The sequence below is a fragment of the Aromatoleum petrolei genome (assembly GCF_017894385.1).
GTDB classification, from domain to species: Bacteria; Pseudomonadota; Gammaproteobacteria; order Burkholderiales; family Rhodocyclaceae; genus Aromatoleum; species Aromatoleum petrolei.
Window position 1 is genome coordinate 563946 of sequence record NZ_CP059560.1, and the last position, 20125, is coordinate 584070.

Here is a 20125-nt window from a genome sequence, read left to right on the forward strand (position 1 = left end):
CGAGGTGGTGAGTAACCGCCCTGGGGCGCCCGGTGACCGCAACAAGGGACATCAGACCGCGGAGCTAGGGCTACCCAGCGGCACGGACGACTCGTCCGCATTTTACGGTCCCGGACTCGGATATCTGAACAGCAAGCCGGCGCTGCGCCGACTCCGCCTCCGCGACGAGGCGCTCCATTACCTCGGCGATGCTGGGCAGGTCGTGAATCAGGCCCACCGACTGACCGGACGCAGTCATTCCCTTGTCGAGATCGCCAGTCGTCATCGTGATCGTGTGCATCTGCATCATCTTCGACATGCGCATCATGGATTCGATCTGCCGAGGGCCCAGCGACAAGGTCTGTTTCACCAGCGTGGGCCAGGGGATGTTGAGTTCCCTGGCGATGGCGAATGAGTTCAGGAAGATCTCCCACACGTTCAGCATCTTGGTGTTCATCATGCGCTCGGACGCCGCCGTCTTCATCTGGCGGCAAGGTATGCCGTCAAAGCGGGGGGAGAAGAGCGTGTCCTGGACGTCCAGCTCGAGGGCCTTGTTCTTCCAGTTCTGGTGCATCGGACCTTCCTTGGTGGTCCAGAAACGGGTGCCCATCGACACCCCGCCCGCGCCCAGGGCGAGGGCTGCGACCAGGCCGTCGCCGTTGGCAATACCGCCCGCCGCGATGACCGGGATCTTTAGCACTTCGGCCAGCCGCGGCACCAGGACGAAGGTCCCGATCTCGCCCGCATGGCCGGCCGCCTCGTGACCGGCAGCGATGACGGCATCACAGCCATGGGCTTCGGCGCGCTGCGCGAGCTTGACGTCGTTGACGGACGCCATGACCTTGCCACCGTACTTGTGGGCTGTCTTGACAATCCAGTCGCCTTTGCCCATGGAGTAGTTGATGACCGGCACCTTCTCCTCGAGGGCGACAATCGCATTTTCTCTTCCGTTGGGCAGCGCCAGCGGCGCGTTTATGCCGAAAGGCTTGTCGGTCAGCGAGCGGATCTCTCTGATGTATTCGCGCGTCTGCCTTGGGTCACCGGAACCTGCGCCGAGCACGCCCAAGCCTCCCGCGTTCGATACCGCAGCGACCATGTTCGGAAATGCCACCCGCCCCATGCCTGCATTGAGAATCGGGTACTTGATGCCGAAGAGTTCGGTGATGGATGTGTTCACACACTGTCTCCTTGCGCTGACCGAAGTCAAAGAACGGTTAGAAGTAGGACGGCTCTTCCCACCAGGGAAAGTAGTCGGGCATGTCCTTTGACACGGTGCAGGGGAAAACGGGCAACCGCTTCTCCACGAAGGACTGGACCCCTTCCTTCGCGTCCGCGCTGCGACCGCGGGTGCAGATGCCCCGGCTTTCGATGCGGTGCGCCTCCATCGGATGCGCCATGCCGAGGCTGCGCCACGCCATCAGGCGCATCAGTGCGACGGAGACCGGCGCAGTGTTGTCGGCGATCTCGCGCGCAATTTCGTACGCGCGCGGCAGCAACTGCTCGTGCGGCACCACCTCGCTCACCAGACCGCCGACCTTGAGTTCCTCAGCCGGCATCACGCGGCCGCTGAGGCTCCACTCGAGTGCCTTGCTGATGCCCACGATGCGCGGCAGGAACCAGGACGAGCAGCACTCGTAGACGATGCCGCGCCGGGCGTAGACGAAGCCCAAGCGACCCTTTTCGCTGGCGATGCGGATATCCATGGGCAGCAGCATTGAGGCGCCGATACCGACGCCTGCGCCGTTGATCGCACCGATCACGGGCTTCAGGCTGTTGAAGATGCGCAGGGCGAGCTTGCCCCCGCCGTCGCGCGCCGATTCCTTGCTGTAATCAAAGCTGCCGTCCTCGCGGATCGGACTGTCCTGCGCCGCGCTGCCGGTCTTGTTCTTGTCGAAGACATCGGCGCCTTTGGACAGGTCCGCACCGCCGCAGAAGCCCTTGCCTTCGCCGGTCACGACCACGACTCGAACCTTGTCGTCAAGGTCGGTCTCGTCGAACACGGCGATGAGCTCGTTCATCATCGCCGTGTTCAGCGCGTTGAACACTTCGGGACGGTTCAGTGTCACCGTCGCGATGCCTTCCTTGACTTCATAACGGATGGTCTCGAAATTCACTTCCCAGTCTCCTAAAGCGCGGCTCGATGCCGCATGACTGCCGGTCCTTGACTGCGTCTGAAAGGTACGTAGGCGTGCCCGGCCGGCCCCGCGGCATTGCTTACTTGAAGCTAAAGTTCGGTGCTCGCTTCTCGAAGAACGCCTTCTGCTTCTCGACCTTGTCCTCGGTAGACTGCGCCACATAGACGCCGCGACTCTCGAACTCGATTGCCTGCTCCAGGCTGCCCGCATTCATGTTGTGCCACAACGACTGTTTGGTCACCCAAATACCCATCGGCACGTTGACGACGATGTTCTTGGCAATTTCCAGGCAGGCGTCCTGCAATTCCTCGTCCGGCACGGCCTTCAAGACCAGGCCGATACGCTCGGCTTCGTCGGCCATCACCGAGCGCGAGGTGTATAGGATCTCGGCCGCCCGCTGAGCGCCCACCGCCCTGGGAAGCAGGTAGCTGATGCCCAGTTCGGCACCCGAGCCGGCGTTGTGGATGGCGTTGACGAACTTGGCCGATTTCGCGGCAATCGTGATGTCCGCCGCCAGCGGGAAGGCGAGGGCCATTCCGGCTACGGTGCCGTTCACGCCGCAAATCACCGGCTGCGGCAGATTGCGCATTAGCACCGGCAGCGAGGCGATGACGTCGATCGCATACCGTGAGAAGAAGGGCTTGCCCACGCCTTCCGGGACCCAGTCCGCCTTGCCGGGGTTCTTGAGGTCGTGGCCGGTGCAGAAATGCTTGGTTCCTGCGGCAGTCAGAATCACCACCCGGATCTTCGGGTCGTACTTGATCTGTCTGAACAGATCGGCGAGTTCCGTGTACATCTCGAACTGAAAGGAATTCGTCGACTCCGGACGGTTGATGGTGATGCGCTTGACGCCCTTGATTGGCTCATCGATCAGAAAGTTATCAGACATGACTGATGCCCTCATCACTTGTCGAGCCAGCTCATTTTGACCATGCCGTCGCCGAACGGCTCATCGCGCTTCTTCAACGCATCCTTCAGGCCTAGCTCGGCCATGTCGGCCTTGAACTGGGTGCGACGGGGGCCTTGGCACAAGTGGGCTCGCGCGTCCATTTCCACGGCGAAACGCTGCAGGGTTCTGGCGCCTTGCAGTTCCAGCGCCGCATTGACGATGCGCTTATGGGACGACAGCAGCTCGGCGTCCACAAAACTGATACGGTGCGCCAGCTCGTTGACCGCGTCGTCAAGTTCCTCAGCGGGGACGGCATCGAGTACCAGGCCAATGCGGGCGGCGTCCCTGCCCCACAGATTGTCGCCGGTCATCAGAATGCGCTTGGCCCACTGCGGACCAACGTGATAGACCCACATCTGGATAGGCGGCGTGCCGTTGGCACGGGCCGCGGGAAAGCCGATCTTTGCGTTTTCAGCACAGATGACCATGTCGCACATGAGGGCGAGATCCGTGCCGCCGGCTAAGCAGTTGCCCTGCACCTTGGCAATCACCGGTTTGTGCATGTCGAACAGCACCATGTTGAGCTTCTGGGTCTGCTCCATGTTCCAGCAATCGTCATCGACCGACTTGTTGACCGTGCGGTAACGGCCCTCGTCCCACGGGGGCGTGCCGTCCTTGAACCCGGCATAGGCGCCGGCGAGATCGTAACCAGCGCAGAAATCCTTGCCCGCCCCCTCGAGGATGACCACGTTGACGTCGTTCAGGTCGTCCGCCTCGAGCAGCGCATCACGCAACTCAGCCAGCATGGCAGGATGCAGCGCATTACGCTTGTCGGGACGGTTCAGAGTGATGCGCGCGACGCGATCGCTGACGTCGAATAGAAGGTATTCCGAGGTGCGGAGGTGCTTGTTCATGTGGACTCCATGCAATTTTCTGAACGTTGATCAATTTTATAAACGTTCTTCCCCATGGTCAAGCAGGGCTGACTACCTCCGTATGCTCAGCTCCCCCGACCGAAGGACTCGGGCGGATTGGAGAGCCGGCAGGCTCCAGCCGACTAACGATGTCCGAACCCACGCTGTCGCCTCACAGCCTTGACGCTCTACACTCGTCACGGACAGGTTGAAACCGGTGTCATTCGTTGAGGGCAGCATCGCGCGGCTAACGCCCAACGCAGGGCCGCCTCTTCCGTGCGCTTGTCCCTAACCAGGAAACGAGACGGGGACCCGAATCATCATGAGCGCGGCGAGCATGTCCACAGGAACATAAAGGCAAACCCTCCATCCGCCCACGCCCGTCCATGCTGATGCGGATTCCATGGCGCTTTAACACCCCGATGTTGGCCTCCGCCGTGAACTGGCTACATCGGTCGCTATTGAAGATTTCTGGCGCGCCGTAGCGGGCAAGCGCCGCCTCGAGCGCGGCCACGCGGGTCGCAAGGGCAAGCTGTCGAGGTGCGCAAGTGCGCGCTGCCGGGCGTGGCGAGGAGCAGCGCCTGCCTATATCGGCCGACCTGCTGAACTGATACGACTTCCGCCCTGCACGTCGCACGGAGCGCAGGGTCGGCGGCAAAGCCGCCGTCGACGGCTGTCGTACCGAGCCCGCACTTCCTGTAATATGCGCGTTCCAATAATTGAACGACTTTGAAAGGAGCGCTTCATGGCAAAAGCGGAGAGCTTGGCCGCTGAAAAGGAAATCGGCGGCCCCCGTTCGCTGACCCGATTGCTCGGCCTGTTCGATGCTCTGGCCCGGTCCCCGAATGGACTTACTCTGGCGGACCTCAACGTCCTGCTCGAGACCCCAAAGAGCAGTCTGCTCAATCTCCTTCGTCCGCTGGTGAGCGAGGGATACTTGATGCACGACGGCAGCCGCTACCGGCTCGGTCCGGCGATCTTCCGCCTCTCGGCGAGCATCGTGTCGGTCTGGAACTTCTCCAAAGTGCTTCAGCCGTACCTTGGAGAATTGTCGGACCGCTGTCACGAAACGGTGTTCCTGGCAATGCTCGATCGCGACCGGCGGGTGCTCACCGTCGTCAGCGTCATCGAGGGCTCGAAAATCGTCCGCTTCACTGTCCCGCCCGGAGCTACCGCTCCACTGTACTGTACGGCCTCGGGTCGAGTGCTCCTGGCCCACATGGACCAGGAATGGCAGGAGGCCTATCTGCGCGAGACCAAGCTGGAGTCGCTGACTCCCGAAACGATCACGAACAAGAAGGCGCTGCGCGCCGAACTGAAAAACGTGCGGGAGCAGGGCTATTCGATCAGCGTGGGCGAGACGATGCCTGAATCATCCGGCATGGCGGCACCGATCTTCGGCCCCGATGGGAAGGTACTCGCCGCGCTGTCCATCTCCGCCCCGACAGTGCGCTTCGAGCCGGACCTGCCGGCGCTGCGGGAGGCCTTGCTCGAGGTGGCAACACGCGCCTCCGGAATGTCGTCGCCGTCGGCATCCACAACCGACGCCACCGGTCGTTGATTTTTCCGCGATGGGCACTCGTCCGGCTTTTCCGGTTCAGCGCCCCGTGAACACCGGTTTGCGCTTTTCCATGAAGGCGCGCGCTGCCTCGGCGTAGTCCTCGGTGTTTTGCAGCACCGACATGTAGTTGATTTCCATATTGATTGCTCCGTCAACGCTTTCGTTGCCGAGGTGCAGCGCCGCGCGCAGCAGCGCCATCGCCACCGGCGGCTTGGCGGCGAAGCGCTGCGCCACGGCCACCGCCTCCTCCAGCGCCTTTCCCGGCGCGCACACCTTATTGATCAACTGCATGTCGAGTGCCGCCTCGGCATCATGGGTATCCCCAAGGGCCGCCAGCTCCATGGCCCTGCGGTAACCGACCTTACGCGGGAGCGACCATATTCCGCCGGAGTCGGGGATGAGGCCGACGTTAATGAAGGAACAAGCAAACTTGGCATCGCTGGCGGCCACCGCGTAGTCGCTGGCGGCGACGAACGACAGGCCGCAGCCCGCGGCCGCCCCTTCCACCGCGACGATGAAGGGCTTCGGACCGCTGACCAACTGCTTGAAGATCCGCGTGACCAAATCGAAGCGATTCCGCCCGGTGACGATCGGGCGTTGGGCCATCTCGGAGATGTCACCGCCCGAACAGAAGTTGCCGCCGGCGCCGGTCAGCACGATCGCTCTGCAGTCGTCGTCGCTCTCCAACTCGAGCAGACGTGCGTACATGGTTTCCCGCATCCGAAGGTTGAAGGCGTTGCGTCGCTCGGAATAGTTCATCGTCATAATGGCGACATTGCCCTCATAACGAACCTGGATAATGTCGTCCTCGCTCATGATTTCACGTCCCTGCCGGATCATAGGAGTGCTGCATACTGCTCGATGTGGTGGTCGCTGTCGCCCCAGGTCATGTCAATGCAGAGCAGGCGTTTAAAATAATGGCCAACAGCCAGCTCGTCGGTCATGCCCATCCCGCCGTGGAGCTGAACTGCATGCTTGCCAATGGCGCGGCCCGCCTGCCCCACGATGGTCTTGGCCGCGGAAATGGCGGCGCGACGTTCAGCGGCGTCCGCCGAATCCACCTTGGCGGCTGCCATCACTGCCGCGGAGCGACACTGCTCCAAGGCCGTGAGCATGTCAGCGGCGGCGTGCTGCAGGGCCTGGAAGCTGCCGATAGGCTTGCCGAACTGCTTGCGGGTACGCAAATACTCAGCGGTGGTGTCCAGGAGCTTGCTCATTACGCCGACGGCTTCCGCGCACAGGGCGGCGATGCCGTGATCCACGGCCCATTCGAGGGAGGGGTAGCCGGCATCCCGGGCACCGAGCAGTGCTTCCGACCCCACTCTCACGTTACTGAGCGTCACTTCGGCGGAACGCTGGCCATCGAGATTGGGAAAGCCCTCGATGGTCAGGCCAGGTGCTTTGGCGTCTACCAAGAATAGGCTGATGCCCACCCTGTCAGTCGTCCTGCCCGACGTGCGGGCCGAGATGATCAGTGTGTCGGCGCTGTCACCCCCAAGGACCACAGCCTTCCGGCCGTCGAGGACATAGCCCGCGCCGTCGGATGTCGCGCGCGTCGCCACGTCCCAAAGGTCGAAGCGGCCCTGGGGTTCCAAGGCGGCCAAGGCGAAGCGGCGGCTGCCGTCGGCGATGGCCCCGAGCATCGCTTCCTTCTGTGCGACGTTGCCGGCCTCTGTGATCAGGTTTGCTGCCACCACAGCGGTGCCTACATAGGGTTCCAGCACCAGCCCGCGGCCGAACGCTTCCATGACGATCAGCGTTTCCACCGGGGAGCCGCCCATACCGCCGAATTCCTCCGGCACAACGAGCGCCATGAGCCCCATTTCGGCGAGCGTGCTCCAGTGCTCCCTGGAAAAGCCGAGCTCCGTCTTGGCGAGCTTGCGCCGTGACTCGAAGTCATAGGTCTTTTCCACGAAACGGCCGATGGTGTCAGTCAGCATCTGCTGCTCTTCGCTGTAGTTGAAGTCCATGCCCAACCTCACAGATCAAGAATTGCCTTGGCGATAATGTTCTTCTGGATCTCGTTGGCACCGCCGTAGATCGAGATTTTGCGCATGTCGAGGAACTGCCCAGCCAGCGGATTCAGCAATGGATCGCCGGCGGTCTGCACCGTCGAGCCCAATTCCAGGGCTTCGGGTACGTAGGGCACCGCATAGGGCCCGGCGATGTCCATCAGCAGCTCCGTGAGATCCTGCTGGATCTCGGACCCGCGGATCTTCAACACTGACGCCTCCGGACCGATCGGCTTGTTGCCGGATTCCAGTGAGATGATGCGCAGCAGCGACCACTCGTGACAGATGAGCTGCATGTCGAGCTGGGAAATGCGTGCGCGGAAGCGTGGATCTTCGACCAGCGGCCGACCGCGCTTGGTGCAGGTGCCCGCCATTTCCTTCACGCGACGCATCAAGCGCTTGCACATGCCGATGCCGGCGATGTTGGTGCGCTCATGGCCGAGAAGGTACTTGGCGATGGCCCACCCCTTGTTTTCCTCGCCTACCAAGTTTTCCAGCGGCACCTCGACGTTGTCGAGGAACACCTCGTTCACGTCGGCTCCCTGGTCGAGGGTCCTGATCGGGCGCACGGTGACGCCCGGGCTCTTCATGTCGATCAGCAGGAAGGAGATGCCGGCCTGGGGCTTAGCCTCCGGATCGGTACGGACCAGGCAGAAGATCCAGTTGGCCCAATGGGCGAAGCTCGTCCACGTCTTCTGACCATTGATGACGTACTTGTCACCCTGGCGCACCGCGCGGGTCTTGAGCGAAGCGAGGTCGGAGCCTGCGCCCGGCTCGGAATAGCCCTGACACCACCAGTCGTCCATCGCGATGATGCGCGGCAGGAACTTGGCCTTCTGCGCCTCGGTACCGAAGGCGATCAGCACTGGCCCGCACATGGACAGACCGAAGGGCATCTGCCGCGGCGCGCCGGCGGCAAAGCACTCCTCTTCGAAGATCACGCGCTGGGTCGCATTCCAACCCGTGCCGCCGTACTCCCTCGGCCAGGCAGGTGCGCCCCAGCCCTTGACATGGAGGATCTTCTGCCAGCACACGTAATCGTCGCGCTCAACGCGCTGGAACGTGAGCACGCGGTCACGGATGACGATGGGCAGCTCGCGCTGCACGAAGTCGCGCACCTCGGCTCGGAAACTGGCCTCTTCGGCGCTTTCGCGTAGGAACATGGCGGTCTCGCACGTCGTGGCAGGTCGGGGCGCCTGCCCCGCTGCCGATGAATCAATGGCCGGTAAAATTGGGTTTGCGCTTCTCCATGAAGGCGCATTTGCCTTCCTGGAAATCCTCGCAGACGTTGGCTTCGAGCATCTCGGCAGAATCCGAGATCAGGGCCTCGTGCAGGCTCTGAAAGGGCAACTCCCACAACTGTCGCTTCATCACCCGCATCGAACGCGGTGACACGTTTTCAACGAGATCACGAGCGTAGGCGTAAGCGGCTCCGAGCAACTGGTCCTTCGAGTAGGTCTGGTTGACCAGGCCCAGGCGCAGCGCCTCCTCCCCGCGTACCTTGCGCGCCGAGAGCAACAGATCCATCGCTGCCGGGTAGCCGACCACGTGCTTCAACGCCCAGGCCATGCCGTACTCGGAGGCGAGGCCAATACGCGAAAATGCGGTGGTGATCACAGCGTCATGGGCGGCGAAACGCAGGTCGCAGAAGAGCGCGTGCACCAGCCCAAGGCCCGCCGCGGGGCCGTTGAGCACGGCGATGATCGGCTTGGAGAGCGAGGGGAAATAGCTCGCCCGTCCCTGGTAGTCGGGACGGCGGCTGAAATCGTAGGAGCGCGGCAACTTGTCGATCAGTTGCTGCGGGTTCTCGCTCTTGAATCCGGTCACGTCGCCCCCTGCGCAGAAGGCGCGGCCCGCGCCGGTCAGGAGCATGACCCGCACATCGTTGTCGGCGTCCGCCTTGTGGGTGGCGTCCCAGAGCTCCTCGGCGATTACGTCCGTCCACGCGTTGAGGACCTCGGGACGATTCAGGGTGATGGTGGCGACGCCCTCCTTCACCTCGTAGAGAATCTGCTCGTAGCTCATCCGCTTGCCTCTTCTCTCGTCAAATCGCCTTGCTTTCGCGCATGCGGGCAATCGCAGCGCCGTCGTAGCCGAGTTCGGCAAGCACAGCCTCGGTGTGCTGGCCCAGCGCCGGCACGTCGCCCATCACCGGCTCGACGCCACTGATGTTGACAGGCGGCAGCAGCGCCTCGATCGCCCCCTGCTCCGTCTGCACTTGGGCCCAGCGTCCGCGGGCGCGAAGCTGCTCGTGATTCCACACTGCGTTCATGTCGTTGAGACGGCCATTGGCAATGCCGGCCGCATCGAGGCGGGCGACGACCTGTTCGGCGGAAAGGCCCTCGAACTCGGTCTCGATCAGCGCGGTCAGCTCGGCGCGTGCCGCAACCCGCTTCGTGTTGGAGTCGAAGCGTTCATCGCTGGCCAATTCGGGGCGCACGAGCACCTTGTTGCAGAAAGCCTGCCACTCACGCTCGTTCTGCAGACCGAAGATCACTTCGGTGCCATCACCAGCGCGATGGGGGCCGTAGGGGGCGATGATCGGGTGGGTCGCCCCCTGTCGGCTCGGCGCCTTGCCGCCGTAGTGGCCCAGATAGACCGGCTGCATCATCCATTCCGAGAGCGCTTCGAGCATGCTGATCTCGACCCGAGCGCCGCGATCGGTGCGCTCCCGCTGCAGCAATGCCGTGAGGATGCCGCTGTAGGCGTACATGCCGGCAGCGATGTCGGCGATCGAGGCGCCGGCGCGCGAAGGCGTATCGGCGGATCCGGTCGTGGCGATGAGGCCCGATTCGGCCTGAATCAGCAGGTCGTACGCTTTCTTGTCGCGCAAAGGCCCCGTCTCGCCGTAGCCAGAGAGATCGCACACGATCAGGCGCGGGTGCTTGGGTGCGAGCGCCTCGTAGCTCACGCCCAGGCGGGCGGCAGCGCCGGGGGCCAGGTTCTGCACCACCACGTCGGCGCGGGCGATGAGCTTTTGCAGCACCTCGTTCGCGACCGGCTGCTTGACGTCGAGGGTGACGCTCTTCTTCCCGCGGTTCAGCCAGACGAAATAGGACGCGAGGCCGTTCACGCTCTTGTCGTAGGCACGGGCGAAGTCGCCGGCGCCGGGACGCTCGATCTTGATGACCTCGGCGCCGAGATCAGCCAGCTGGCGCGTGGCGAAGGGTACCGCCACCGCGTGTTCCAGGGAGACGACACGAATGCCGTCGAGGGGTCGGGATCTATTCATTTCAGAACGAACGCGGCAGGCCGAGCACGTGCTCGGCGACGTAGGAGAAGATCAGGTTGGTGGAGATCGGCGCCACCTGGTACAGCCGGGTCTCGCGGAACTTGCGCTCGATGTCGTACTCGCAGGCGAAGCCGAAGCCGCCGTGGGTCTGCAGGCAGACGTTGGCAGCCTCCCAGGAAGCCTTGGCGGCGAGGTACTTGGCCATGTTGGCCTCGGCACCGCAGGCCCGGTGGGCGTCGTAGAGATGGGCCGCCTTCCAGCGCATGAGGTTGGCCGCCTCGACCTCGATGTAGGACTCGGCGATGGGGAACTGCACGCCCTGGTTCATGCCGATCGGCCGATCGAAGACGATCCGCTCACTGGCGTATTTCTTCGCCCGGTCCACGAACCAGTAGCCATCGCCGATGCATTCGGCTGCGATCAGGATGCGCTCGGCGTTGAGACCTTCGAGGATGTACTTGAAGCCCTTGCCCTCCTCGCCGATCAGGTTCTCCTCGGGAATCTCGAGGTTGTCGAAGAAGAGCTCGTTGGTCTCGTGATTGACCATGTTGAGGATCGGCCGCACGGTCAGACCGTTGCCGATGGCCTGGTGCAGATCGACGAGAAAGCACGACAGGCCGTCGGATTTCTTCTTCACGTCAGAAAGCGGCGTGGTGCGCGCGAGCAGGATCATCATGTCGCTGTGCTGGATGCGTGAGATCCACACCTTCTGGCCGTTCACGACGTAGCGGCCGTCCTTCTTCGTTGCAGTGGTCTTGAGCTTGGTGGTGTCGGTGCCGGTAGTCGGCTCGGTCACCCCCATGGACTGGATGCGCAGTTCGCCGGTGGCGATCTTGGGCAGGTACTTCTCCTTCTGCGCCTCCGAACCGTTCCGCAGAATGGTGTTCATATTGTACATCTGCCCATGGCAGGCGCCGGAATTGCCACCGTTGCGGTTGATCTCTTCCATGATCACCGAGGCCTCGGCCAGCCCCAGGCCGGAGCCGCCGTACTCGGCGGGGATCAGCGCGGCCATCCAACCCGCCTTGGTGAGGGCGTCGACAAACGCCTCCGGATAGGCCCGCGCCTCATCGACCTTGCGGAAGTATTCGTCGGGGAACTCGGCGCACAGGGCGCGAACGCCGTCGCGGATGTCGTCGTAATTTTCGGTATGCATCGCTCTTGTCTCGATAGCTTGATGTTGGGTCAGATCAATTCGGCGCTGGCGTCCATGGCCAGCCACCCGTCCGCATCCTGCGCCCACAAGCGCACGGTGTTGCCGTCGGCCTCGATGCGCCCGCAGACCTTGAAGGGGCGACCTTCGAACAGTGGCCTGACCGCGCGGAAGGTGAAGGCGCGCAGGCGGCGATCCGGTAGCTCGCGATGCAGCGCGTCCAGCAGGAGGGTTGCGATCAGTGGTCCGTGCACCACCAGAGCCGGGTAGTGTTCGACGCCGGTGGCATAGGGAAGGTCGTAGTGGATGCGGTGGCTGTTGAAGGTCAGCGCGGAAAAGCGGAACAGCAGCACCGGATCGGGACGAATCTCGTGGCACCAGAGGGCGTTGCCCGGGGCTGGCGGGGACTCCGGGGTCGCCTCGCCGGACTTTGCCGCGTCGCGATAGACGATATCCTGCGCCTCCTCGAGCACGAGCCCCCCGGCGTCCTCGATCCGGTGCTCGACTTTGACGAATACGAGGGCGCCGCTGCGCCCTTCCTTGACGCGGACGTTGGCGATTCGCGACGTCCGAGTGACGTCGGCCCCAACCTTCAGGGGGCGCACGAACCGCATCTGGCTGCCAGCCCACATGCGCCGCGGCAGCGCCACTGGCGGCAGGAAGCCGCCGCGCTTGGGATGGCCGTCGGCGCCGATTTCAGACTGACGGACCGAGGGAAGGAAGTAAAGCCAATGCCAAGGAGCCGGCAGATCTGCGCCGGTGTCAAACCCCGTGCGAGGATGATCGAGTGTCGCGGCCAGCGCGATCGGCGGCGCTGCCGTGACCCGATCTCGAAGAACCTCGGTACGCCCCACCCAGTCCTGCAGTACGCCGCTGTCGGTATTCATTTATATGATCACTGCTCATATTGTTGAACAGCATTCTACACAATCGCAGCAGCTTGTGAACAGTCCGCCTATATAAAAAGCTTGCGGCGAACCATGGACCCCACGACGGGAGCCTTCCACGAGGTAGGACTGCGAGCGCGGAGTCAGCTGAGCACCGGGCTCGACCCTCTCATCATCCCCGACGCGCGTGTCGCGACGTCCAGCAGCGCCTCTTGGAGCAGCGGCCGCTCCTGCTCGAAGCGATCCGAAGGCGCACCGATGGCAAGCGCCGCCACCACCTTGCCGTCCGTGCCGAAAATCGGCGCGGCGATGCCGGCCGATTCGCGCATAAGTTCGCCGACGCTGACCGAATAGCCCTTCTGCAACACATTCTCGAGTTCGGCCCGCAGTTCCTTCTTGCGGGTGATGGTCTGAGGAGTGCGCGGCTCCATCTTGGTCCTGCGCATGTACTCCTCTTGCCATTCCCTGTCCGCATGCGCGAGGAGCAGCCGGCCGGCGGCCGTGCAGTACAGCGGCCTGCTGGTACCGACGGGCATCGAGTACCTGACCGAATGGGCGCTCTCGATGACTTGGAGGTAGGTGATGACACCCTGCTCTCGATCAAGAATTCCCACATAGACCGTCTCGTGACATCGATTGGCCAGTTCCTCGAGGTACGGGTGGAGCACTTTGGAGAAGTTCCAGACCGACATGACGTTGGCCGCCAAGCGAAATACCGCGGGACCGAGCAGATAGCGACTGCCGTCATGATTCAGGTATCCATCGTTCACCAGCGGACGAAGGAGATTCAGCAGGCTGCTCTTCGGCGACTCGAGGGTGACGTTCAGCTCCGCGAGGGTCAGCCCATTCGGGGACCGGGCCAGGGCATCGAATAGGCCGAGCAATCGGGTCAGCGAACGTGGTCCGCCGTTTTCCTTGTCCCCGTTTACCACATCCGCTTGGGACCTCTTGGGCATACATTCACTCCTTCCGCAATCGTTCTGATTTTAGTACGCCATTCTACTTCTATAACTCCGTTCACATGTCTATCTGCTGACGAATTTGTCATATGGGCATGTTTGCGGCCGGCCATCGCGAATCTTCGGGTTCGGCCTTGCGCAACGTCCCGGCACGCCCCCCCCACAGGCTCCGCCTTCGCCTCAGGTCTGACGGGAATAACAGGCTCGCAGCTCCTGCGTGCAGATCTGCTGCCTACAGATGGGTGAGCAGCCGCACGAACAGGGTCGGCTCCCAGTGCAGGATGGAGATCTCCTTTTCGCCAACGCGGCACATCTGCCTCGCCCGGAGGGCATCGCTCCGTTCCGCGAGCTCGGCGAAGGTCGTCGCCTCGCCGTTCTCCCACAACGCCGACGCATTGGCCGTGATTCGCGGCCAATGTCGTGGTATGTCTCCGATACGCTGACTCCCCTCGAGCCGTCGCTCACGACACTCTCGCCGCCGGCTGGCCGAACCGCCCCCCGACCCGCAGGATCCGCTCCGCCTTGGCCAGGACCGGCTTGTCGATCATCTTGCCGTCGAGGGCCACCGCATCGCCACCCGCCGCGGCAGCGGCTGCCACGACGCGTTCCGCCCATGCGATCTCTTCCGCGCCGGGGGAAAACGCGGCATTGACCGCCGCGATCTGCTTGGGGTGTACGCAGAGCTTCCCGGCGAAGCCCTCGCGGCGCGCGCGCTGCGCGTCGGCCCGGGTAGTGGCCGGATCGTCGAAACCGACAGTGACGCCATCCACCGGCCCGTCGAGCCCGGCCAGCCGCGACACCAGCACGAGTCGGGAGCGAAAGAACAAGAGCTCCGTACCACCGCCCTCGATGCCGAGATCGACCTGGAAATCGATGGAACCGAATAACAGCCGCCGCACCGCTGGACAGGCCGCAATGGCTTCGGCATCGGCCATCCCCCGTGCGGTTTCGATCAAGGCCAGCACAGGCATGTCCGCGCCGAGGCGTTCCGTGATGCAGTCCACGTCCTGCGTCCGCTCGGCCTTGGGCAGAACGATGCCGGCCACACCGGGCGCTGCGCAGGCCGCCAGATCATCCTCGAACCAGGGCGTGTCCGCGCCGTTGACTCGCACCAAGACGGGCGCCGGCGCAGACAGCGCGTTCGCCAACGCGTCGCGCGCCGCCGCCTTGAGGTCTGGGGCCACAGCGTCTTCCAGATCCGCGATGACGGCATCGGCACCGGCGGCAAACGCCTTGCCGATGCGCTCCGGCCGGTTCGCCGGCACGAAGAGGTAAGAGCGTTCCGGAAGCTTGTCGCTGCGCACGATCGTGGCGGCCCGGCTCAGCCCAACGCGGCGGTCAGTTCCGGTACCGCCTCGAAGAGATCCGCGACCAGCCCGTAGTCAGCTACCTGGAAGATCGGCGCCTCCGGATCCTTGTTGATGGCGACGATGACCTTGCTGTCCTTCATCCCGGCCAAGTGCTGGATCGCGCCGGAGATCCCTACCGCGACGTACAGCTCGGGCGCGACGATCTTGCCCGTCTGGCCGACCTGGTAATCGTTTGGCATAAATCCGGCATCGACCGCAGCCCGCGACGCACCGACCGCCGCGCTGAGCTTATCGGCGAGCGCCTCGAGCAGGCTGAAGTTCTCGGCACTGCCCATGCCGCGCCCGCCGGAGACCACGATGCGCCCCGAGGTCAGCTCCGGGCGGCTGGACTTGCTCAGCTCCTGCCCAATGAACTGCGACAAGCCGGTATCGGCGGCAGCGTCGATGCGCTCGATCGGGGCACCACCGCCTTCCTTCGCAGCGGCGTCGAAACCAGTGGTGCGCACGGTCATCACCTTGACCGTGTCGAGCGACTGCACGGTAGCCAAGCCCGCGCCGGCGTAGATTGGACGTACGAAGGTATCAGGCGACTCCACCGCAACGACGTCGGAGATCTGCGCGACATCGAGCAGGGCGGCGACTCGGGGCAGAGTGCTCTTGCCGACCGCGGTGGCGGCGGCGATGATGTGCGAGTAGGCTGCGGCCTGCGACAGGATGAGGGCCGCGAGGTTTTCCGGTGCGGCATGTGCGTAGTGGGCAGCATCGGCAAGCAGCACCTTGGCGACGCCGACAATCTTGGTCGCCTGCTCCGCTACCGCACCACAGCCACTACCAGCCACCAGCAGATGGACCTCTGCCCCGACGCGGGTCGCGGCGGTCACGGCGTTGAAGGTCGCGCCCTTGAGCTGGGCATTGTCGTGTTCGGCGAGGACGAGAACGGACATGATCAGATCACCTTTGCTTCATTGCGGAGTTTGTCGACCAGCGCTGCCACGTCGGGTACCACAACGCCCGCCTTGCGCACCGGCGGCTCACTCACCTTCACGGTCCTCAGGCGCGGGGCCAGATCGACGCCGAGCGTGGTGGAGGGCAGCGTTTCAAGCGGCTTTTTCTTGGCCTTCATGATGTTGGGCAGCGTCGCGTAGCGCGGCTCGTTGAGGCGCAGATCGGTCGTCACCACCGCCGGCAGCGGCAGGCTCACGGTCTCAAGACCGCCGTCGACCTCGCGCGTCACTTCGATGCGGTCGCCGGCCACCGCCAACTTGAAGGCATAAGTGGCCTGCCCCCACCCAAGCAGCGCAGCGAGCATCTGCCCGGTCTGCCCGGCATCGTCGTCGATCGCCTGCTTGCCCAGGATCGCCAGCTGCGGCGCCTCCTTGTCCACCACGGCCTTGAGCAGCTTGGCCACGTGCAGCGATTGCAGTTCGGCATTCGTTTCCACCAGGATTGCCCGGTCGGCACCGAGCGCCAGCCCGGCGCGCAGCACCTCCTGGCAGGCGGCCGTCCCGATGGACACCACCACCACCTCGGTGGCCGCTCCGGCTTCCTTGAGGCGGATCGCCGCCTCGACTGCAATCTCGTCGAAGGGGTTCATCGCCATCTTCACGCCCCCGAGATCGACCCCGGAGCCATCCGACTTGACCCGCACCTTGACGTTGTAATCGACCACCCGTTTGATCGGAACCAACACCTTCATGGATTCGTACCTCTATCGTTCGAGGCCGCCTTTGAGGGGCGACCGGAAATTCAGTCGGCGAGCTCGATCACGCCGTTGTTGAGCACGGTCACGTCCCGCGCCTCCACCCTCGCCCGCAGGCGCAGGAATCCGCCGCCCTCGTTCCACATCTCGAACCGCACCGTTTCACCGGGGTAGACGGGCGAGGTGAATCGGGTCGAAAAGCTGCGCAGGCGTGACGCGTCGAACCCACAACACGCGCCCAGCACCGCGTGAGCCGCCATGCCGAAGGTGCAGAGACCGTGCAGGATGGGGCGCGGAAATCCGGCCGCCTTCGCGACCTCAGGATCGGCGTGCAGCACGTTGTCGTCTCCACTCAGGCGATAGATCAGGGCTGCCTGCTCGAGGATGGGCAGATCGACCTCGACGTCTGGCGCGCGCTCCGGCACGGCGGGCAGGGCTTCCGGCCCCGGATCGCCCACGCCGGAAACCTCGCTGAAGCCGCCGTCACCGCGCAGGAAAACTACCTGTGTGCTAACTGCGAGCTTGGTACCCGTTTCATCGAAGATCTCGCGCTGAATCACGGCGACCGCACCTTTGCCCGGCCCCTTGTCCGTGAGTGACACCACCTTGTTGCGCGCGACGACGGTGGCCTCGACGGGCAAAGGCTTGAGCAGCTCGATGCGTTGCTCGCCATGCACCAGCTTGACCCAGTCGGCACCGGTCCTGGGGTCCTTCCACCAGAAACCCGGCGTGCCGATCACCGACACCATGGTCGGCACCGCCTGCAGATCCTTCTCGAAGACGAAGCGCAACTCGCCCGGATCCAGCGGGTTGCTGCCCATCCCGATACCGAGCGCGTAGAGCATCGTGTCGCGCCGGGTATAGGTATGGCGGATATCGCCGAATTCCCAGTTCTTGACCGCCTGATAGTCGAGCATGATTGGCTCCCTCAAAGCGTTTCTTCGGTGCCGAGCACGAGCACGGCTTCGCTGGACAGCACACCGCCGTTGCCTTGGGCGACCGCCAGCCGGGCGCCTTGCACCTGGCGCTCACCGCAAACGCCCTGCAGCTGCTGGACCGCCTCTACCATCGTGAACAACCCGTACATACCCGGGTGGACGCAGGACAGGCCCCCGCCGTTGGTATTCACCGGTAGTTCCCCGCCTGGAGCGATCCGCCCGCCGGAGACAAAATGACCACCCTCCCCCTTCGGACAAAAACCCATGTCCTCAAGGAAGAGGATGGTGTTGATCGTGAAAGCGTCGTAGAGCTCGACCACGTCGATGTCGGCCGGCCTGACGCCGGCCTGGGCGAAGGCCCGCTGCGCCGCGCGGGCGACGCCCGTCACGGTCAAATCGGCCATCTGGGCAATTTCCCGGTGGGTGGTCTCGGCCGCGGCGCCCAGCAGATATGCGGGTCGCTTGTTAAGATCCCGGGCCCGGTCGGCGCGCGACATCACCACCGCAGCGGCGCCGTCGGTGACCAAGCAGCAGTCGCGCACGCCCAGCGGCGAGGACACTTGGCGAGCGGCCATGTAGGCCTCCATCGTGAGCTCGTCGCGCATGAAGGCGTCGGGATTCTTCTGCGCCCACTTGCGCGCGGCGACGGCAACCTCGCCCAATTGCTGCTTGGTGGTGCCGTACTGGTGCATGTGCCGCGCCGCGGCGAGCGCATAAGACGACACCGGGTTGATCGGCCGATAAGGGCTTTCCCAGGGCGAAGGCCGGTTCGAGCTGATCAGCTTACCGGCCGCGGTGCGCTGGTTGCTGCCGTAGGCGATCAGGACGACGTCGCACTGACCCGCGTCGAGCGCCAGGGCGGCGAGCGAGGCTTGGATCTCGAACGACGAGCCGCCCGTGCGACAGTTGTCGGTCAGGCGCGGACGTATGCCGAGATACTCAGCGAAGCTGAGCCCACTCATGGTGTCGTCCATCGTCACAATGAACAGGCCGTCGACATCTTTCGGCGTCAGGCCGGCTTGCGCCAAGGCACTGACGCTGGCACGAGCCGCTAACTCCATGTTGGTGAACCCGGGAGCCTCACCCATACCGAAGGTCGCCGCGCCAACAATGGCGGTTCGACCGCGAGGAAAGGAATCTTTCATGGTCTCTCGATTAATTGTCGAATCGCGCTCAGAGCGGCTCGAACACCACTACGGGCTTGTCGTTGTCGCGGACGATGCGGGCTTTCACCCGCATGCCAATCTTCACCCCCTCGGGCGCGATGCCCTCCACGCGGCTCATCATCCGGGGCCCCTCGGCGAGGTCGATCAGCGCGACGTTGTAATCGGGTGTTGGTGGCTTCTGGCTAACGGTGGTCGCCGAATACACGACACCCTCCCCGCTTGCTTCCACCCACTCGAGATTCGTCGAGCCCGACCCCGGCTCCGCAACGCGGGGGTAATAGACATAGCGGCCACTGTCACGGCAACGCTGGATCATGAACCGGCCTTTATCGAGAATCGCGAAGAACTCCTGCTCCGGGTGCAACTCGCTCATGGCTCGCCTCACCCGTGCATCGTCAGGCCGCCATTGACCGAGATCACTTGTCCGGTGATGAAGTCGGCGGCTGGGGTGGCGAAGTACAGGATCATGTTGGCGGGCTCGGAGCTCTTCGCCAGGCGGCGCATCGGCACTGCATTAATGAGCGCTTCCTTGAGCTTGGGATTCTGGATGCCGTCGTGGAACAGCGGCGTATCCGTGACGCCCGGCGCAACGCAGTTGGCGGTGATGCCGTAGCGCGCGGTCTCGCGAGCGAGCGACTTGGTGAAGGCGATGATCGCGCCCTTGCTGCCCGAGTAGAAGGTTTCGCCCATGCTGCCGACGCGACCGGCATCGGACGCTACCGTGACGATGCGCGCGCCCTGCCCGCGCTCGATCATGGCCGGCAGGAAGCGATGGATCATGCGTACAGGCGCGAGATAGTTGATCGAGATCACCCGGTCCCAGAAGTCGGGGGTGTTCTCCAGGAAGGGCCCGACGCGCTCCCAGCCGGCGACGCTGGCGATGACGTCGACAGCCTTGCCGGTCTTGTCGAGGATCGTATCGACGAAGCGGTCGATCGAATCGTGGTCGGTCAGATCAACTGGCACGAACTGGGCCTTGCCGCCGGCCTCGCGGATCTGCGACACCACCTCGTTACCGCCAGCCTCGTTGATGTCTCCGCCATAGACGGTGGCGCCCGCGCCGGCGAACTGGATCGCGGTCGCCCGCCCGATGCCCGAGGCGACGCCCGTGACCACTACCACCTTACCGCTCAGGTCGGTCGCTTCGCGCCAACCGAGCTCACATTGCTTTGTCATATCCATCTCCTTGTCATCTGTTGGTAGCGCGCGTGCCGGATGCCGTCACAAGTCCCGTGAAAAGCCCGCCCGAACAGGAGGCATCTCCTCACCGCGAGTCAGGGGCGCATTCGAT

General features: G+C 63.9%; 21 protein-coding genes and 1 pseudogene. 1 reads left to right on the forward strand and 21 read right to left on the reverse strand.

Features of this window, described 5'->3' with window-relative positions; translation table 11 throughout:
- Nucleotides 1-70: 70 nt before the first annotated feature.
- The 5 genes and pseudogenes from ToN1_RS02570 to ToN1_RS02590 form a co-directional block, all read right to left on the reverse strand.
- Nucleotides 71-1156, reverse strand: a complete 1086-nt coding sequence (locus ToN1_RS02570) for an NAD(P)H-dependent flavin oxidoreductase (RefSeq protein WP_210147996.1) — start codon at nucleotides 1154-1156, stop codon at nucleotides 71-73.
- A 37-nt stretch (nucleotides 1157-1193) separates the two neighbouring features.
- The gene (locus ToN1_RS02575; protein WP_169205999.1) at nucleotides 1194-2093 is read right to left on the reverse strand and encodes a crotonase/enoyl-CoA hydratase family protein; all 900 of its coding nucleotides are present in this window, start codon (nucleotides 2091-2093) and stop codon (nucleotides 1194-1196) included.
- 100 nt (nucleotides 2094-2193) lie between these two features.
- Nucleotides 2194-3003 carry an enoyl-CoA hydratase-related protein gene (locus ToN1_RS02580; RefSeq protein ID WP_169205998.1) on the reverse strand — a complete coding sequence of 270 codons (810 nt, stop codon included), beginning with the start codon at nucleotides 3001-3003 and terminating at the stop codon, nucleotides 2194-2196.
- 14 nt (nucleotides 3004-3017) lie between these two features.
- Entirely contained in the window at nucleotides 3018-3917 is a 900-nt protein-coding gene (locus ToN1_RS02585) for a crotonase/enoyl-CoA hydratase family protein (protein ID WP_169205997.1), read from the reverse strand.
- Nucleotides 3918-4287: 370 nt separating this feature from the next.
- Nucleotides 4288-4431, reverse strand: a pseudogene (locus tag ToN1_RS02590) (IS3-like element ISAfe17 family transposase); the annotation flags it as partial.
- 231 nt (nucleotides 4432-4662) lie between these two features.
- On the opposite strand from ToN1_RS02590, the gene ToN1_RS02595 reads away from it, so the two are divergent.
- Nucleotides 4663-5478 carry an IclR family transcriptional regulator gene (locus ToN1_RS02595; RefSeq protein WP_169205996.1) on the forward strand — a complete coding sequence of 272 codons (816 nt, stop codon included), beginning with the start codon at nucleotides 4663-4665 and terminating at the stop codon, nucleotides 5476-5478.
- A gap of 36 nt (nucleotides 5479-5514) precedes the next feature.
- Here ToN1_RS02595 and ToN1_RS02600 read toward each other — a convergent pair whose 3' ends face one another.
- From ToN1_RS02600 to ToN1_RS02675, 16 genes are all read right to left on the reverse strand, one after another.
- Nucleotides 5515-6294 (reverse strand): enoyl-CoA hydratase/isomerase family protein, encoded by a 780-nt coding sequence (locus ToN1_RS02600; protein ID WP_169205995.1) that lies wholly within the window; start codon nucleotides 6292-6294, stop codon nucleotides 5515-5517.
- Nucleotides 6295-6314: 20 nt separating this feature from the next.
- Nucleotides 6315-7448 carry an acyl-CoA dehydrogenase family protein gene (locus tag ToN1_RS02605; RefSeq protein ID WP_169205994.1) on the reverse strand — a complete coding sequence of 378 codons (1134 nt, stop codon included), beginning with the start codon at nucleotides 7446-7448 and terminating at the stop codon, nucleotides 6315-6317.
- A gap of 8 nt (nucleotides 7449-7456) precedes the next feature.
- On the reverse strand, nucleotides 7457-8653 hold the full coding sequence (locus ToN1_RS02610; protein ID WP_169205993.1) for an acyl-CoA dehydrogenase family protein: 1197 nt from the start codon (nucleotides 8651-8653) through the stop codon (nucleotides 7457-7459).
- A 52-nt stretch (nucleotides 8654-8705) separates the two neighbouring features.
- Nucleotides 8706-9515: an enoyl-CoA hydratase gene (locus ToN1_RS02615; RefSeq protein WP_169205992.1), complete on the reverse strand. Its 810-nt coding sequence runs from the start codon at nucleotides 9513-9515 to the stop codon at nucleotides 8706-8708.
- Nucleotides 9516-9534: 19 nt separating this feature from the next.
- Nucleotides 9535-10722: a CaiB/BaiF CoA transferase family protein gene (locus ToN1_RS02620; protein ID WP_169205991.1), complete on the reverse strand. Its 1188-nt coding sequence runs from the start codon at nucleotides 10720-10722 to the stop codon at nucleotides 9535-9537.
- Nucleotide 10723: 1 nt separating this feature from the next.
- Nucleotides 10724-11878: an acyl-CoA dehydrogenase family protein gene (locus ToN1_RS02625; protein WP_169205990.1), complete on the reverse strand. Its 1155-nt coding sequence runs from the start codon at nucleotides 11876-11878 to the stop codon at nucleotides 10724-10726.
- Between the two features lie 29 nt (nucleotides 11879-11907).
- Nucleotides 11908-12762 (reverse strand): HTD2 family dehydratase, encoded by an 855-nt coding sequence (locus ToN1_RS02630; RefSeq protein ID WP_169205989.1) that lies wholly within the window; start codon nucleotides 12760-12762, stop codon nucleotides 11908-11910.
- Between the two features lie 143 nt (nucleotides 12763-12905).
- On the reverse strand, nucleotides 12906-13718 hold the full coding sequence (locus ToN1_RS02635) for an IclR family transcriptional regulator (RefSeq protein WP_169205988.1): 813 nt from the start codon (nucleotides 13716-13718) through the stop codon (nucleotides 12906-12908).
- Between the two features lie 235 nt (nucleotides 13719-13953).
- Nucleotides 13954-14106 (reverse strand): hypothetical protein, encoded by a 153-nt coding sequence (locus ToN1_RS02640; protein ID WP_169205987.1) that lies wholly within the window; start codon nucleotides 14104-14106, stop codon nucleotides 13954-13956.
- A 76-nt stretch (nucleotides 14107-14182) separates the two neighbouring features.
- The gene (locus ToN1_RS02645) at nucleotides 14183-15025 is read right to left on the reverse strand and encodes an HpcH/HpaI aldolase/citrate lyase family protein (RefSeq protein ID WP_169205986.1); all 843 of its coding nucleotides are present in this window, start codon (nucleotides 15023-15025) and stop codon (nucleotides 14183-14185) included.
- 17 nt (nucleotides 15026-15042) lie between these two features.
- Nucleotides 15043-15975, reverse strand: a complete 933-nt coding sequence (locus ToN1_RS02650) for an electron transfer flavoprotein subunit alpha/FixB family protein (protein WP_169205985.1) — start codon at nucleotides 15973-15975, stop codon at nucleotides 15043-15045.
- A 2-nt stretch (nucleotides 15976-15977) separates the two neighbouring features.
- On the reverse strand, nucleotides 15978-16727 hold the full coding sequence (locus ToN1_RS02655) for an electron transfer flavoprotein subunit beta/FixA family protein (protein ID WP_169205984.1): 750 nt from the start codon (nucleotides 16725-16727) through the stop codon (nucleotides 15978-15980).
- A 50-nt stretch (nucleotides 16728-16777) separates the two neighbouring features.
- Nucleotides 16778-17647, reverse strand: a complete 870-nt coding sequence (locus ToN1_RS02660) for a MaoC/PaaZ C-terminal domain-containing protein (protein ID WP_169205983.1) — start codon at nucleotides 17645-17647, stop codon at nucleotides 16778-16780.
- A gap of 11 nt (nucleotides 17648-17658) precedes the next feature.
- Complete coding sequence (locus ToN1_RS02665; protein WP_169205982.1) at nucleotides 17659-18813, reverse strand: thiolase; 1155 nt, start codon at nucleotides 18811-18813, stop codon at nucleotides 17659-17661.
- A 28-nt stretch (nucleotides 18814-18841) separates the two neighbouring features.
- Nucleotides 18842-19207, reverse strand: a complete 366-nt coding sequence (locus ToN1_RS02670) for a Zn-ribbon domain-containing OB-fold protein (protein ID WP_169205981.1) — start codon at nucleotides 19205-19207, stop codon at nucleotides 18842-18844.
- Nucleotides 19208-19215: 8 nt separating this feature from the next.
- A complete protein-coding gene (locus tag ToN1_RS02675; RefSeq protein WP_169205980.1) occupies nucleotides 19216-20010 on the reverse strand; it encodes an SDR family NAD(P)-dependent oxidoreductase in 795 nt (264 codons plus the stop codon).
- Nucleotides 20011-20125: the final 115 nt, after the last annotated feature.